Below are 14159 nucleotides of genomic sequence, written 5' to 3'. Positions count from 1 at the left end.
CGCTTCCTCCCCACCCCGCTTCGCGGGCCGCATCGTCGGCGGGCGACATCGGCCGAGCACCTCGGCAGCCGACCTATCCTTGAGCCGTGACTGACGGCCCCACCGACGGACGGGACGACGAGACGACGTCGCTCGTCGTGCCCCAGCAAGCTCCCGCGCGCGCCGAAGCCCGGCCCACCGCCCCTGCCGACGGCAGGCCGACGGTGGTGCTGCTGGGCGCCGGCGAGATCAGCCGGGAGCTGGCGATCGACTTGGGGCGCCTCGGGGCCCGGGTGATCGCCGTCGAGGCGCACCCGGACGCACCCGCGCACGGGGTGGCCGACCAGGCCCTGGTGCTCCCGCTGACCGACGCCGGCGAGCTGTCCGCGGCGCTGCAACGGCTGCGACCAGACTTCGTCGTGACCGCGACCGACACCGTCGCCGTCGAAGTCCTCGACGCCGTGGCCGCCGGCGGCAATCACACCGAACTGGTGCCCAGCGCCCGCGCCGTGCGGCTCAGCGCCGACCGCGAGGGCCTGCGTCGGCTGGCCGCCGACGAGTTGGGGCTGCCCACCGCGCCGTTCTGGTTTGCCGGATCGCTGGGCGAACTCGAGGCGGTGGGCGCGCACGCCGGATATCCGTTGCTGGTCAAGCCGGTGGCCGGGACGACCGGGCCGGGGCAGTCGGTGGTGGCGCGACGGGAAGACCTGGGGCCGGCGTGGCAGCGGGCGGTGGCCGGTCACGCGGGCCCCGGACAGCCCCGGGTGCTGGCCGAAACCGTGGTTGAGGTCGAGTTTTGCGTCACGCTGCTGGCGGTGCGCAGCGAGGGCCCTACGGGTCCGGTGATCGAATTCTGCTCGCCCATCGGTCATCGCGGCTCCGGCGGGCAGGTGCTGGAATCCTGGCAGCCCCAGAAGATGAGTGGGGCCGCGACGGACGCCGCGAAGTCGATCGCCGCGCGGATCGTCAAGGCGCTGGGCGGCCGCGGCGTCTTCGCGGTCGAATTGATGGTCAACGGCGACGAGGTGTACTTCGCCGATGTCACGTCGCGCCCGGCCGACAGCGCGTGGGTGACGCTGCGTAGTCAGCGGCTCTCCGCGTTCGAACTGCAGGCCCGCACCATCTTGGGCCTGCCGGTGGACACCATGATGGTTTCGCCGGCTGCTGCCCGCGCGATCGACCCGCCCGACGTTCACGACCCCGCCGCGCTGAGCGGCGCGCTGAGCGTGCCCGAAAGTGACCTGCGCGTGGCCGGTGGCGGCTACCGGGCACTGGCCACGGCCCCGGAGGTGACGGCCGCGCGGGAGCGCGCCGGCCAGGTCGCCGGGCGGCTGGCCGCGCGACCGTCACCCGGCTGAGCCGCGCCACCGTCACCCGGCTGAGCCGGCGCGGGATTCGCGCGCATCCATCGCCCCCGGATGGGTAAGTACGGCGATGGCCTCGATAATGTGGCTGACAAACGAACGACGAGGGAATACCAGCATGAGCACAGAGCGCGCACACTCCTACGCGGGGGACATCTCGCCGCTGGAGGCATGGAAGCTGCTCAGCGACAACCCCAACGCCGTCCTGGTCGACGTGCGGACCGACGCCGAATGGCGATTCGTCGGTGTGCCCGATCTGTCCAGCCTCGGTCGTGAGGTGTTGTTCCTGGAGTGGAATTTGTCCGACGGACGGCACAACGCGAATTTCGCCGACGAACTGCGCGAGCGGGTGGCCCCGTCGGAGACCGACGAGCAGCGCCCGGTGCTGTTCTTGTGTCGCTCCGGTCAGCGTTCCATCGGGGCCGCCGAGGCGGCGACCCAGCTGGGCATCACGCCGGCCTACAACATCGTGGACGGCTTCGAGGGCCAGCTCGATGCCAACGGTCACCGCGGCGAAACAGGTTGGCGAGCAATCGGATTGCCCTGGAAGCAGGGTTGAGCCGGCGATGACCCCAGCCGACGACGGCGTCCGCACGCCCACGGCGCTGCCCGACGGAGTCAGCCAGGCGACCATCGGGGTGCGCGGCGGGCTCTTGCGTTCGGGATTCGACGAGACGGCCGAGGCGATGTATCTGACGTCGGGCTATGTCTACTCCTCGGCGGAAGTGGCCGAGCAGTCGTTCACCGGCGAGGTTGACCACTTCGTCTACTCGCGCTACGGCAACCCGACCGTGACGATGTTCGAGGAGCGGCTGCGCCTGCTGGAAGGGGCGCCGGCGGCCTTCGCCACCGCGAGCGGCATGGCGGCGGTGTTCACCTCGCTGGGTGCGCTGCTGGGCGCGGGGGACCGGTTGGTCGCGTCGCGCAGCCTGTTCGGGTCGTGTTTCGTGGTGTGCAACGAGATCCTGCCGCGGTGGGGCGTGGAGACGGTTTTCGTCGACGGCGACGACCTCGCGCAGTGGGAGGAGGCGCTGTCGAAGCCCACTCAAGCGGTGTTCTTCGAGACCCCGTCGAATCCGATGCAGTCGCTGGTCGATATCGCGGCGGTGACTGAACTCGCTCACGCCGCAGGGGCAAAAGTGGTGTTGGACAACGTTTTTGCCACACCACTTCTGCAGCAGGGCATTCCGCTCGGGGTTGACGTCGTGGTGTACTCGGGCACCAAGCACATCGATGGCCAGGGCCGGGTGCTCGGCGGGGCCATTCTCGGTGACAAGGAATACATCGACGGCCCGGTGCAGAAACTGATGCGCCACACCGGCCCGGCGCTGAGCGCGTTCAACGCCTGGGTGTTGGTGAAAGGCCTCGAGACGCTGGCTGTTCGGGTCGACTACAGCAACTCCTCGGCGCACCGGATCGCGGAATTCTTAGAGACCCATCCGGCGGTGAGTTGGGTTCGCTACCCGTTCCTGCCGTCGCACCCGCAGTACGACTTGGCCAAGCGCCAGATGTCCGGCGGGGGAACGGTGATCACCTTCGCGCTGGACTGCCCCGACGCCAGGGCCAAGCAGCGGGCCTTCGAGGTGCTGGACAAGCTGTCGCTGATCGACATCTCCAACAACCTCGGCGACGCCAAATCCCTTGTCACACATCCGGCCACCACCACCCATCGGGCGATGGGCCCGGAGGGCCGCGCGGCGATCGGCCTCGGCGACGGCGTGGTCCGGATCTCCGTCGGGCTGGAAGGCACCGACGACCTGATCGCCGACATCGACCGGGCGCTGAGCTAGCCGGCCTGCTTCTCGGCCGCTTCGATGCGTTCGGCCGCGGCCAGCGTCCCCTCCTGCGCTTGGCGCTCCACCCAGTCCACCACCGGCCGGGCGTACATCATCTGGCTGGTGATGGCCATCTGTCCGCGGGTGCGGCCCAGGAAGGAGATCCCCCAGGCGAACATGGCGGCGATGCGATTGCGGTGGCCGATCAGGTAGTACAGGTGCAGCAGCAGCCACGCCAGCCAGGCGATGAAGCCGCCGAACTCCAGCTTGCCGACCTTCGCGACTGCGCTGTAGCGCGAAATCAGGGCCATGCTGCCCTTGTCGAAGTACTTGAACGGTTTGCGGTTGGCCGGATCGTCCTGGCCCTTCACCGCGTGCTTGATCAGCTTGGTAGCGTAGTGCGCCCCCTGGATCGCGCCCTGCGCCATCCCCGGCACGCCCGGCACCGACATCAGGTCCCCGACGACGAACACGTACGGATGCCCCTTGACGGTGAGGTCGGGCTCGACGATCACCCGTCCGGCGCGGTCGGTTTCGGTTCCGTCGGACTGCTCGGCGACCATCTTGCCCAGCTCGCTGGCCTGCACGCCCGCAGCCCACACCTTGCACGCGCATTCGATGCGGCGCTCGCCGCCGTCCTTCTCCTTGACCGTGATGCCCATGTAGTCCACCGCGGTCACCATCGCGTTCAGCTGGATCTCGACGTCCATCTTCTGCAGCCGCCGTTTCGCCTTGAGGCCCAGGTTCTCTCCCATCGGCGGCAACACCGCGGGCGCGGCGTCGAGCAGGATGACCCGGCATTCGCTGGGCGTGATCGTCCGGAACGCCCCGGCCAGCGTGCGCTCGGCGAGCTGGACGATCTCGCCGGCCAGTTCGACCCCGGTCGGCCCGGCGCCGACCACCACGAACGTCAGGCGGCGCTGCCGCTCGGCGGGGTCGGTGGCCACTTCGGCGGCCTCGAACGCGCCGAGGATGCGGGCCCGCAACTCGAGGGCGTCGTCGACGCTCTTCATGCCCGGCGCGAAGGCCGCGTACTCGTCGTGGCCGAAATAGGACTGCTGCGCGCCGGCGGCCACGATGAGGCTGTCGAAGGGCGTCACCGTCTGCATGCCCATCAGGTGCGACGTCACCGTCTTGGCCGTCAGGTCGATCTCGCTGACCTCGCCCCACAGCACCCGCACGTTCTTCTGCCGGCGCAGGATGAGCCGGGTGGTCGGCGCGATGTCGCCCTCGGACAGGATGCCGGTGGCGACCTGGTACAGCAACGGCTGGAACAGGTGCGTGGTGGTCCTCGAGATCAGGGTGACGTCCACGTCGGCCCGTCTGAGTGCCTTGGCCGCGTTCAGGCCACCGAATCCGCTTCCGATGATGACGACGCGATGGCGCGACATGCCTGTCCCTTCTGCGCACGTGGGCCTGGGAGTCGATCTTCCCAGCGCATGTCCACCGTACGACGCCACCCCGCAGAAAGGCGAGACCTGCGCGAAGACGGGAATACCGCGCGCGACAACCACGAGTGGCGTCCCAGGGCGCCGCAGTCCGAAACCCGTTGACAACAAGCGGTTCTCGGCATATCTGCCTGAAATACCTTGTGTGGTAGCGGATCCCGGCCGAAGCCGCTTTGGGGCAGCGACCCATGTCACGGCTCCGGCCGGGCCTTCGCTACGCGAAGGTTGATACGAACGAAAGGCCGCAAATCGCTTTGTGGCCAGTTCGGTTACTGAACGGCTATCCGCCGGTGCAAGTCAAACCGGGACCGCAATCGATAACAAGCGGAACCGTGCAAGCCGAGGTCATTGGTGCTGCGAAAGCGATGACCAAGGCGAGGACGATTTTTCCGGTACGACGTGACATGAGAACCCCCTTCGTCTGGGAGACGTATTCTGATGCCCGACGTGGGGGAGCTTACGCGGTCATTGGCTCGTAGATAAGGGATTTCACGAATAACGCGGTGCGTTTCGTCAAACGGATGACGCCGGATCACCGGCGGGATGCGGCCGCTTTGGCTTGAATAGAATTTCAGCAAAACTCGGTGGCGGGGAGAAATGGAATTATCCTGCGCGGGTATCCCGCCGAGGCTATATTGGAACGCTATTTAGCCGCTGGCCGGCGGTGTTGTGCGCCGACTGGATATGAATTCAAACAAGCGCCGTGACCGGCCGCGGCCAGGTTGGGGCGAAATTGTCAAGTCGGCAACCGGTTTCATCGGTCGATCGGGGACACCCGAGGCCGGCCTAGAACGGCCACGCGTTGGCGTCGCTCTTGTACTTGGCGTTGAGGTCGCTGCAGAAGTCGGCGGCGGTGCCGGCCAGCAGGATGTAATAGGTCTCGCCACGGCGGCTTTCGTAGGAGGTGGGGGTGGTCCAGCCGTTGTCGCACATCGCGGCTTCGCCGCCGGCCGCCGTCCTTCGCCAATTGGTCTTGGCGCAGGCGACCAGGCTGTCGAGGTTCGGTGTGGCGCTCTTGGCCGCCACCAGCATCGCGCCTCCCCATTGCCCGTCGTTGCGCCGGTAGGCGCGGGCCCCGAATCCGGCGTTGTTGGTCTGGCAGGTCAACGCGCGGCGCAGCAGCGAGAAGGGACTCGCGAGCTGTTGGTTGGCGGCCCCGGCCGCGGCCGTGATGAACTGCGCCGCGTCCGAGCCGTCCACCTCCTGGACCGCGTTAGGGTTGCCAAAGCTAAAGAGCTGTTGGGAGATTCCCTGCGCGGCCGCCGAGCCGCCACCGATGATCGGCCCGCTGCCGCTGGACGTCATCGCGGGCAGCGCCGCGGTGGGATCGGCGACCGCCGCGGGCACACCGGCGGCGGCGCCCAGGGTCAGCAGCGCGATCAGGCTGCGAATCGGGCGCGCGGTGAGTCTCATGCCCCTATTTCAGCACGTGCGCGTAGCCGGCGCGGCGCTCGTCGGCAATCAATCCGGTCAGCACGTGGCGGGTCTGCAGCGCGATGTATTGATCGATGCCGTAGATCGGCCCGAAGTGCCAGTGCTTGAGGGCCCAGCCGTGGGCCAGCAGCATGATGTCGAACACGATGAGGTCGACGTCGACGTCGCGAAACACGCCCTGGGCGCTGCCGGCTTCGATCACCGCGCGCAGCGGTGCGGCGGTGGCGATTTCGAGGTCCTTGATCTGGGCGCGGCCGGCCGGGGAGAGCGTGCGGCTCTCCCGGTAGGTCAGCACCACGCCGTCGAGGTTCTCATCGACGATCTCGATGTAGCGGCGCATGCCCGCGGTTAACTGGTCCACGACGTCGTCGCCGGCGGTGGCGATCACCGGTGCCAGTTGATCGCGGAACACGTCCAGGATCCGCACGATCGTCGCGAGCAGCAGGTCCTCCTTACCGCCGAAGTACTTGTAGATGAGGCCGACGCTGACCTTGGCCTCGGTGGCCAGATCCTGCATGGACATTTGGTGAAAGCCGTTGCGGCCCATCACCTTGACCGCGGCGTCGAGCACCTGACGGCGCCGCGAGCCGGCCCGGGCCGCGCGCACCGCCTCCTCGACGGGCAGCTCGCTGTAATCGGTGACCATCACACCCTCAGATGCCCAGGTCCTTGGCGATGATCGTCTTCATGATCTCGTTGGTGCCGCCGTAGATGGTCTGAATGCGGGCGTCGACGAAGGCCCGCGCCACGCTGTATTCGCGCATGTAGCCGTACCCGCCGTGCAGCTGCAGGCAGCGGTCGGCGGTGCGCACCTGCAGATCGGTGGTCCACCACTTCAGCCGGGCGGCGCGAGCGGCGGTCAGCTCACCCTCCAGGTGTTCGGCCAGGCAGTCTTCGAGATAGGTACGGGCGATGTCGATTTCGGTCGCCAGCTCGGCGAGCACGAATTGGCTGTTCTGGAAGCCGGCGATCGGTGAGCCGAACGCCGTGCGGTCACGCACGTAGTCGAGGGTCTCGGCCAGAATGCTTTCCGCGGCGGCCACCGCGCCCACCCCGAGCGCGAGCCGCTCCTGGGGCAGGTTCTTCATCAGCTGATAGAAGCCCTTGCCCTCCTCTTGGAGAAGGTTCGCACTCGGCACCCGCATATCGGTGAACGTGAGCTCGCTGGTGTCCTGGGCGTGCAGGCCGATCTTCTCCAGGTTGCGGCCGCGCGCGAAGCCCGGCGTGGCCGGGTCGACGACCAGCAGCGACAGCCCGTGGTGGCGGTCCGGCGAGGTGCGCACCGCGACGACGAACAGATCGCCGATCTGTCCGTTGGAGATGAACGTCTTGGCGCCGTTGACGACGTAGTCGTCGCCGTCGCGTACGGCCGCGGTGCGGATCCCGGCCAGGTCGCTGCCGGTGCCGGGCTCGGTCATCGCGATGGCGAGCACCGTCTCGCCGGTGACCACGCCGGGCAGCCAGCGCTGTTGCTGTTCCGGTGTGGTCAGATCGGTGAGATAGGGCAGCACCACGTCGTTTTGCAGCGTGAAGGCGATGGCCTCGGCGGCCGCGCCGGCCCGCTGCAACTCGTCGATCACGATCGCGTTGTAGCGGAAGTCGGCCACGCCCGGTCCGCCGAGATGCTCGGGGACCGAGAAACCCAGCAGCCCGAGCTTGCCGGCCTCGAGGAATAGCGAGCGATCCCACTGGCCGCGCTTCTCCGAGTCCTCGTGTTTGGGTACCACGGTCTGGCGCACGAAATCCCGGACCAACTCCCGGAATTGGTGATGCTCGGGCGTGTACTCCAGCCGTGCGGCCATGTCTTCCCCTTATTACCGGAAGGCGGCGCTGCCGGTGAACGCCTGGCCGAGGACGAGCTGGTGCATCTCCGGTGTGCCCTCGTACGTCAGCACCGACTCCAGGTTGACCATGTGCCGGATGACGGGGTATTCGAGCGATATTCCGTTGCCGCCCAGTATGGTTCGTGCGGTCCGGCAGATCTTGATCGCCTCGCGGGTGTTGTTGAGCTTGCCGAAGCTGACCTGCTCGGGGCGCAGCCCGACGCTGTCCTTGAGGCGGCCGAGGTGCAGCGACAGCAACTGGCCCTTGTGCAGTTCGACCGCCATGTCGACGAGCTTGGCCTGGGTCAACTGGAAGCCCGCGATGGGGCGGCCGAACTGGGTGCGTTGCGTCGAGTAATCCAGCGCGGCCTGCCAGGCCGAGCGGGCCGCTCCCATCGAGCCCCAGATAATTCCGTAACGGGCCTCGGACAGACAGGACAGCGGCCCGCGCAGCCCCTTGGCCTCGGGCAGCATCGCCTCGGCGGGCACCCGCAGGTCGTCGAGCACCAACTCGCTGGTGATCGAGGCCCGCAGCGACAGCTTGTGGTGAATCGTGTTGGCGGAAAAGCCCGGTGTCTTGGTGGGGACGATGAAGCCGCGAATCCCGTCGTCGGTGGCGGCCCAGACAACGGCGACGTCGGCGACCGAGCCGTTGGTGATCCACAGTTTGCGGCCGTTGAGTACCCAGTCCGAACCATCTTGGCGCGCACGGGTTTTCATCGCGGCGGGATCGGAACCGACGTCGGGTTCGGTCAACCCGAAGCAGCCGAGCAGCTCACCGGTGGCCATCGGCGGCAGCCATTCCTGCTTCTGCTCCTCGGAGCCGAAATTCCAGATCGCGAACATCGCCAGCGAGCCCTGCACCGAGACCATCGACCGCAGACCGGAATCTGCGGCCTCCAGCTCCACGCAGGCCAGCCCGTAGTGCACGGCGGAGGCACCGCCACAGCCGTACCCGTCCAGGTGCATGCCCAGCAGGCCGAGTTGGCCGAATCCCTTGGCCAGTTCGCGGACCGGCAGATCACCGATCTCAAACCACTCCGCGACGTGTGGGAGGACATGCTCGGCGCAGAATTCCCTGACGGTGTCGCGCACCGCGAGCTCGTCGCTGGATAGCGAGGCGTCGAGGCCGAGCGGGTCGTCGCGGTCGAAGGCGGGTGGTGTCTTAGTACTCATGGGATCAGCCTGCCACTAATCCCGCCATCGTCAGGTCGCCGCTGACACCGGGCACCGTCAGGCCGCCGCTGACGCCGACCGCCGCCCGGTGAATGGGTATTCATCGCTGACGAATGTAGGTTCACCGCGGCTGCGTGGTCAAGGATCGTGGCGTGCCCCGGTAGTCTGCCTGCATGCTTAGGCTCCAGTGGCTGGCCTGGCTCGCGGTGGACGTCCTCGGTGTGCTGGTGTTCTGCGCCGTGGGGCGCCGCAGCCACGACGAAGGGCTCAACGTCACCGGCGTCGCCGTGACGGCCTGGCCGTTTCTCACCGGCACCGTCGTCGGGTGGCTGGCCTCGCGAGGGTGGCGGCAGCCGACCGCCGTGCGGCCCACCGGGGTTGTCGTGTGGTTGTCCACCGTGGTCGTCGGGATGCTGTTGCGCAAGGCGACCTCTGCGGGTGTGGCGGCAAGTTTCGTGGTGGTGGCGACGACGGTCACCGCGCTGTTGTTGCTGGGCTGGCGAGTGGCCGCCGGGTTGACCCTGCGGCGTCGCTCCGGCGTCTGAGGCGACCATGGCGCAGACGGCCGACGTGGCGGTGACCGCAACTTTCGGTGCCGCCGCGCGGGCGGTGGCCACCAACAGGGGCCTGCTGAACGATCCGTTCGCCGAGCCGCTGCTGTGCGCCGTCGGGATCGACTACCTCACCCGGGCGATCAAGGACCACGTGTTCGCGGAGGACGACGGCGACGACCCGGCGATGACGGCGCTGATGGATGCGCTCACGGCGCATACGCGATTCGTCGACGAATTTCTGGCCGACGCCGGCCGGGCGGGCATCCGGCAGGTGGTGATCCTGGCCTCGGGCCTGGACACCCGGCCGTACCGGCTGTGGTGGCCGCGGGGGACCACGGTCTATGAGATCGACCAGCCGCAGGTGCTCGACTTCAAAGCCGAAGTGCTGCACGGCCTGGACGCCCAATTGGCGTCCCACCGGTGTGCGATCGGCATCGACCTGCGCCAGGATTGGCCGGCGGCGCTGCGCCGGGTCGGATTCGACCCGACCCAGCCCACGGTCTGGGTCGCCGAGCAGTTGCTCGTCGGGTATCTGCCGCCCGGCGAACAGAATCACGTGCTGCAGGCCGTCACCACCGCCAGCGCCCCCGGCAGCCGTTTCACCGCCGATCACATGCCGACCTGGAATCCGTTGCAGCTCGGCGCCGAGCGCGCCTTTGTCGACGGCTGGCGGCAACGCGGCCTGGACGTCGATCTGGCCAGCCTGACCTATCCCGGCGAATATCATTATGTGCCAGAGTATTTGGCGTCAAATGGCTGGGAGACGGCCGGGTGTAGCGTCACCGAGCTACTGGGTGCGATGGGGCTGGGCAGGCGGCGACGGGCCGGGCCCGGTGGCTCGGAGTTCATCCCGGAATACGTCACCGCGACGCGCGTTTGAGTTTTGGTGATGCCGGAATCAAGCCCGCCACAAGGCCAGTTGCGGTTCGTGTCGGCCACTCACGATGACCCGCTGGCACAACCGTTGCTGGCCGAACTGGCCGTCGAGTATGCGCAGCGATACGGCGGCACACCGAGCACGCATCTGACCTGGCTGCCCGTGCCCGAGGCCGAGTTGGCACCGCCGGACGGCGGATTGCTGATCGGTGTGCTGGACGGTGTGCCGGTGACCGGCGGTGCGTTTCTCCGCTACGACGCCGACACCGCCGAGCTCAAACGGATCTGGACCGACGGCGCTCATCGGCGCCGCGGTTACGCCCGGGCGCTGCTGGCGGCGTTGGAGGCCGAAACCCGGGCCCGCGGGTATCGGCGGCTCTACCTGATCACCGGCGATCGGCAGCCCGAGGCCGCAGCGCTCTATGACGCGACGGGATACACCCGGATACCGCCGGATCCGCTGCCGTCCTGGGGCCCGTTTGTTCCGATCGCCTTCGAGAAGTGGCTGACCTGACTTAGGCTCCGTCACAACGGGTTTCAAGGGATATAGCACTCCCGATATCAGCTGGCGGATGTGCTAGCTGTAGGAGGTCACCACGTTGGTGACGCCGGTGGTGAGTCGTGATGCTGGTGGCTGGCCGTCGGCGGCAGAGTGTGGTCGATGGTAGTTGAAGTGGATGTTCCAGACCTTGAGTGCCTCGCTGCGTTGGGATTCTGAGGTCCAGGTGCGGGCGTAGAGGAATTCTTCGGCCAGGATGCGGTGATATCTCTCTACCTTGCCGTTGTGGCGCGGGGTGTAGGGCGTGATGCGCTGGTGGCGTGCGCCGTGCAGGACGTGGGCGAAGTCGCGGGCGCGGTAGCAGGAGCCGTTGTCGGTGACAATCCGTTGGATGCGGTCGATCCCGTGCGCAGCGAACCAGACCCGGGAACGGTGCATAAATCCGATTGCTGTGATTGCCTTTTCATCGGTGAGCGCTTCGGTGTAAGTCAATCGGGAGTAGCCGTCCACCGCGGAATGCAGATAGACATAGCCGGCGCGGGCCGCTCGCGAGGCTCTGCCCTGGGCGCTGTTCTTGCCGTGCACCCGCCACCCACCACCGTCGGGGATGCGGCCGACCTTCTTGACGTCGACGTGCACCATGTGCCCGGGGCAGCGAGCGATGATACGTTGCGGTACTCGATTCAGATCCCCGCTGGGGTCAAGGAACTTGCGCCGATTGCCCCAAGGTCACCAGCTGCCGGCTCACGGTGCGCCGGCCGATCACGATGCCGCGTGCATTGAGTTCGAATGCGATCCGCGTTGCCGACCACTTGCGGCCTCGGCGCATCGCCTCGATCACACTGATGACCTCAGCCGCAGTGGCCGTGGGCTGCCCTACCGGCGCCGACGAGCGGTCGTATAGGCCGAGTTCGCCGAACCGTCGGAACCGGTTGACCCACTTGGAGGCACACGCCCGCGAGATCCCCATCTCAGCAGCTACGTGGGCAATGGGACGGTCAACGCAGCGGGCAACGAGGCGGCGACGGCCTTCAACGGACAACGGAGCATTACCTTGGGTCATGGACGGGTTCCTTCAGGTTCAGGACGAGGGGTTTGGCGATTTCTCATCCTGCCGCCGAAGGACCCGTCCTCCTCACATCCCGACCATGTCGGCGTCTACAACGTCATGACCCGCAACAGCTAGCACGTTCGAGAGTCACACAATAGGAACTTAGGCGGTGCCGATGTGGTCACTGAGCCAGCGAGCTGGCCCGCGCGGTCGCTTCGCGGACCGGGCCGCGCCACACGTCGCCGTGCCCGGGCAGCAGGATCTCGGTGTCCAGCAGGGCCAGCGCGTCCAGGCTGCGTAGCGAATTCTGCTGGCTGTGGCTGAACACCGCCGGCAGCAGCTGCGGCCCGCCGCGGCGCAGTAGTGGGTGCCCGGTGATCAGCGCGTCGCCGCTGACCAGGACGCCGTCGACCACGTACGAGCAGTGCCCGCTGGTATGCCCGGGGGTGAAGACGGCGCTCGGCTGGCCCGGCAGCCCGGCGGCCACCTCGGCGGTCAGGGGCCGGGTGGACGGGATGCCGTGGCGAATCAGGCCGCCGCTGCGCAGCACATGCAGGCCCCACGCGGCCCAGCGCGGCCGCCAAATACGCAGGGCGACATCGAAAACCGACGCCTGTTCCAGATATTCGCGTTTGGCATGGCCCACCTCCTCGGCGTGGCAGTACACCTTGGTGCCGTATTCGTCGGCGAGCCAGATCGCCGAACCCAGGTGGTCGATGTGTGCGTGCGTGAGCAGGACGGCGCGCACGTCGCCGGGGCCGTAGCCCAGCTCGCACAGCGAAGCCAGCACGTCCTCGCGGTCCCCGGGATATCCGGCGTCGATCAGCATCACCCCGGTGCCGTCGACGACCAACGTCCAGTTAACGGCCTCGCCCCGGGCGAGATACACCGTGTCGGTCACTTGAACAAGAGTCGGCGCCGCTCCCATGCCCGCGAGTGTAGAAGCGATCGCTAGCGCGGCGAAGCCGGGCGCAGCGGGTCGCGACCGTCGGCGCAGAAGCGATCGCTAGCGCGGCGAAGCCGGGCGCAGCGGGTCGCGACCGTCGGCGCAGAAGCGATCGCTAGCGCGGCGAAGCCGGGCGCAGCGGGTCGCGACCGTCGGCGCAGAAGCGATCGCTAGCGCGGCTCAGCCGCGCCTGCGATCGGCGCGAGGAGTAGAAAGAACGGGTGCCTGAACTGAAACTCGGATACAAAGCGTCCGCCGAACAATTTGCTCCGCGCGAGCTCGTCGAACTCGCTGTCGCCGCCGAGGGTCATGGCATGGACAGCGCCACCGTCAGCGACCACTTCCAGCCCTGGCGGCACGAGGGCGGGCACGCACCGTTCTCGCTGGCCTGGATGACCGCCGTCGGCGAGCGCACCAAGAGGCTGGTGCTGGGCACCTCGGTGCTCACCCCGACCTTCCGGTACAACCCCGCCGTCATCGCGCAGGCGTTCGCCACGATGGGATGCCTGTATCCGGACCGCATCTTCCTCGGCGTCGGCACCGGGGAGTCGCTCAACGAAATAGCCACCGGATACGAGGGCGAATGGCCGGAGTTCAAGGAGCGCTACGCGCGGCTGCGCGAATCGGTGCGGCTGATGCGCGAGCTGTGGCTGGGCGACCGTGTCGACTTCGAGGGCGAGTACTACCAGACCAAGGGCGCCTCGATTTACGACGTGCCGGAGGGCGGCATCCCGATCTACATCGCCGCGGGCGGTCCGCAGGTGGCCAAGTACGCGGGTCGCGCGGGCGACGGCTTCATCTGCACCTCCGGCAAGGGCGAGGAGCTGTACAAGGACAAGCTGATGCCCGCCATGAAGGAGGGGGCGGAGGCGGCCGGGAAGAGTCCCGACGACGTCGACCGCATGATCGAAATCAAGATCTCGTACGACACCGACCCGGACAAGGCGCTGGAGAACACCCGGTTCTGGGCGCCGCTGTCGCTGACGGCCGAACAGAAGACCAGCATTCACGACCCGCTGGAGATGGAGAAGGCCGCCGACGCGCTGCCCATCGAACAGGTCGCCAAGCGCTGGATCGTGGCCTCCGATCCCGACGAGGCGGTCGAAAAGGTGGGCCAGTACGTGAAATGGGGCCTCAACCACCTGGTGTTCCACGCGCCCGGCCACGACCAGCGCCGGTTCCTGGAACTTTTCGAGAAGGACCTGGCGCCGCGGCTGCGGCGGCTGGCCTGAGG

At 67.7% G+C, this 14159-nt stretch carries 13 protein-coding genes and 1 pseudogene; 7 read left to right on the top strand and 7 right to left on the bottom strand.

The annotated features are described in order from the left end of the window. The first annotated feature begins 86 nt into the window (after positions 1-86). The 3 genes from purT to G6N50_RS17230 all read left to right on the top strand — a co-directional run bounded on the left by purT (position 87) and on the right by G6N50_RS17230 (position 3133). Positions 87-1337: a formate-dependent phosphoribosylglycinamide formyltransferase gene (purT, locus tag G6N50_RS17240; RefSeq protein ID WP_083098396.1), complete on the top strand. Its 1251-nt coding sequence runs from the start codon at positions 87-89 to the stop codon at positions 1335-1337. Between the two features lie 124 nt (positions 1338-1461). Beyond that, a complete protein-coding gene (locus tag G6N50_RS17235) occupies positions 1462-1902 on the top strand; it encodes a rhodanese-like domain-containing protein (RefSeq protein WP_083098394.1) in 441 nt (146 codons plus the stop codon). A gap of 7 nt (positions 1903-1909) precedes the next feature. Then, positions 1910-3133, top strand: a complete 1224-nt coding sequence (locus tag G6N50_RS17230) for an O-succinylhomoserine sulfhydrylase (RefSeq protein ID WP_083098392.1) — start codon at positions 1910-1912, stop codon at positions 3131-3133. On the opposite strand, the gene G6N50_RS17225 is transcribed toward G6N50_RS17230, so the two are convergent. The 5 genes from G6N50_RS17225 to G6N50_RS17205 all read right to left on the bottom strand — a co-directional run bounded on the left by G6N50_RS17225 (position 3130) and on the right by G6N50_RS17205 (position 8999). Next, the gene (locus G6N50_RS17225; protein WP_083098390.1) at positions 3130-4509 is read right to left on the bottom strand and encodes an NAD(P)/FAD-dependent oxidoreductase; all 1380 of its coding nucleotides are present in this window, start codon (positions 4507-4509) and stop codon (positions 3130-3132) included. The two genes, G6N50_RS17230 and G6N50_RS17225, sit on opposite strands and share 4 nt — an antisense overlap. Before the next feature lie 843 nt (positions 4510-5352). Next, on the bottom strand, positions 5353-5979 hold the full coding sequence (locus G6N50_RS17220) for a hypothetical protein (RefSeq protein ID WP_083098388.1): 627 nt from the start codon (positions 5977-5979) through the stop codon (positions 5353-5355). Between the two features lie 4 nt (positions 5980-5983). Further along, the gene (locus G6N50_RS17215; protein ID WP_083098386.1) at positions 5984-6646 is read right to left on the bottom strand and encodes a TetR/AcrR family transcriptional regulator; all 663 of its coding nucleotides are present in this window, start codon (positions 6644-6646) and stop codon (positions 5984-5986) included. 7 nt (positions 6647-6653) lie between these two features. Then, on the bottom strand, positions 6654-7802 hold the full coding sequence (locus G6N50_RS17210) for an acyl-CoA dehydrogenase family protein (protein WP_083098384.1): 1149 nt from the start codon (positions 7800-7802) through the stop codon (positions 6654-6656). A gap of 12 nt (positions 7803-7814) precedes the next feature. Beyond that, positions 7815-8999 (bottom strand): acyl-CoA dehydrogenase family protein, encoded by a 1185-nt coding sequence (locus tag G6N50_RS17205; protein WP_083098382.1) that lies wholly within the window; start codon positions 8997-8999, stop codon positions 7815-7817. A gap of 173 nt (positions 9000-9172) precedes the next feature. Between G6N50_RS17205 and G6N50_RS17200 the strand changes: the two genes are divergently transcribed. From G6N50_RS17200 to G6N50_RS17190, 3 genes are read left to right on the top strand one after another with little or no spacing between them, the layout of a single operon-like run. Then, the gene (locus tag G6N50_RS17200) at positions 9173-9544 is read left to right on the top strand and encodes a DUF3054 domain-containing protein (RefSeq protein ID WP_083098380.1); all 372 of its coding nucleotides are present in this window, start codon (positions 9173-9175) and stop codon (positions 9542-9544) included. 7 nt (positions 9545-9551) lie between these two features. After that, a complete protein-coding gene (locus G6N50_RS17195; RefSeq protein ID WP_083098379.1) occupies positions 9552-10433 on the top strand; it encodes an SAM-dependent methyltransferase in 882 nt (293 codons plus the stop codon). Positions 10434-10439: 6 nt separating this feature from the next. After that, the gene (locus G6N50_RS17190; protein ID WP_083098476.1) at positions 10440-10943 is read left to right on the top strand and encodes a GNAT family N-acetyltransferase; all 504 of its coding nucleotides are present in this window, start codon (positions 10440-10442) and stop codon (positions 10941-10943) included. 63 nt (positions 10944-11006) lie between these two features. On the opposite strand, the pseudogene G6N50_RS17185 reads toward G6N50_RS17190, so the two are convergent. Both G6N50_RS17185 and G6N50_RS17180 read right to left on the bottom strand, forming a co-directional pair. Continuing rightward, positions 11007-11991, bottom strand: a pseudogene (locus tag G6N50_RS17185) (IS481 family transposase). Between the two features lie 169 nt (positions 11992-12160). Then, positions 12161-12907 (bottom strand): MBL fold metallo-hydrolase, encoded by a 747-nt coding sequence (locus G6N50_RS17180; protein WP_083099956.1) that lies wholly within the window; start codon positions 12905-12907, stop codon positions 12161-12163. Positions 12908-13146: 239 nt separating this feature from the next. Here G6N50_RS17180 and fgd point away from each other — a divergent pair, with 239 nt between their 5' ends. Then, positions 13147-14157: a glucose-6-phosphate dehydrogenase (coenzyme-F420) gene (gene fgd, locus G6N50_RS17175; RefSeq protein ID WP_083099955.1), complete on the top strand. Its 1011-nt coding sequence runs from the start codon at positions 13147-13149 to the stop codon at positions 14155-14157. Positions 14158-14159: the final 2 nt, after the last annotated feature.

This window comes from Mycobacterium mantenii (assembly GCF_010731775.1).
In the GTDB taxonomy this organism is placed as follows: Bacteria; Actinomycetota; Actinomycetes; order Mycobacteriales; family Mycobacteriaceae; genus Mycobacterium; species Mycobacterium mantenii.
The sequence above is the reverse complement of the archived record's forward strand: the minus strand, read 5'-3'. Positions and strand labels throughout refer to the sequence as shown.

Coding starts and splice junctions, on each gene's coding strand:
- G6N50_RS17235 (WP_083098394.1), top strand. CDS start 1,462: ATGAGCACAGAGCGCGCACACTCCTACGCGGGGGACATCTCGCCGCTG.
- G6N50_RS17230 (WP_083098392.1), top strand. CDS start 1,910: ATGACCCCAGCCGACGACGGCGTCCGCACGCCCACGGCGCTGCCCGAC.
- G6N50_RS17225 (WP_083098390.1), bottom strand. CDS start 4,509: ATGTCGCGCCATCGCGTCGTCATCATCGGAAGCGGATTCGGTGGCCTG.
- G6N50_RS17220 (WP_083098388.1), bottom strand. CDS start 5,979: ATGAGACTCACCGCGCGCCCGATTCGCAGCCTGATCGCGCTGCTGACC.
- G6N50_RS17215 (WP_083098386.1), bottom strand. CDS start 6,646: ATGGTCACCGATTACAGCGAGCTGCCCGTCGAGGAGGCGGTGCGCGCG.
- G6N50_RS17210 (WP_083098384.1), bottom strand. CDS start 7,802: ATGGCCGCACGGCTGGAGTACACGCCCGAGCATCACCAATTCCGGGAG.
- G6N50_RS17205 (WP_083098382.1), bottom strand. CDS start 8,999: ATGAGTACTAAGACACCACCCGCCTTCGACCGCGACGACCCGCTCGGC.
- G6N50_RS17200 (WP_083098380.1), top strand. CDS start 9,173: ATGCTTAGGCTCCAGTGGCTGGCCTGGCTCGCGGTGGACGTCCTCGGT.
- G6N50_RS17195 (WP_083098379.1), top strand. CDS start 9,552: ATGGCGCAGACGGCCGACGTGGCGGTGACCGCAACTTTCGGTGCCGCC.
- G6N50_RS17180 (WP_083099956.1), bottom strand. CDS start 12,907: ATGGGAGCGGCGCCGACTCTTGTTCAAGTGACCGACACGGTGTATCTC.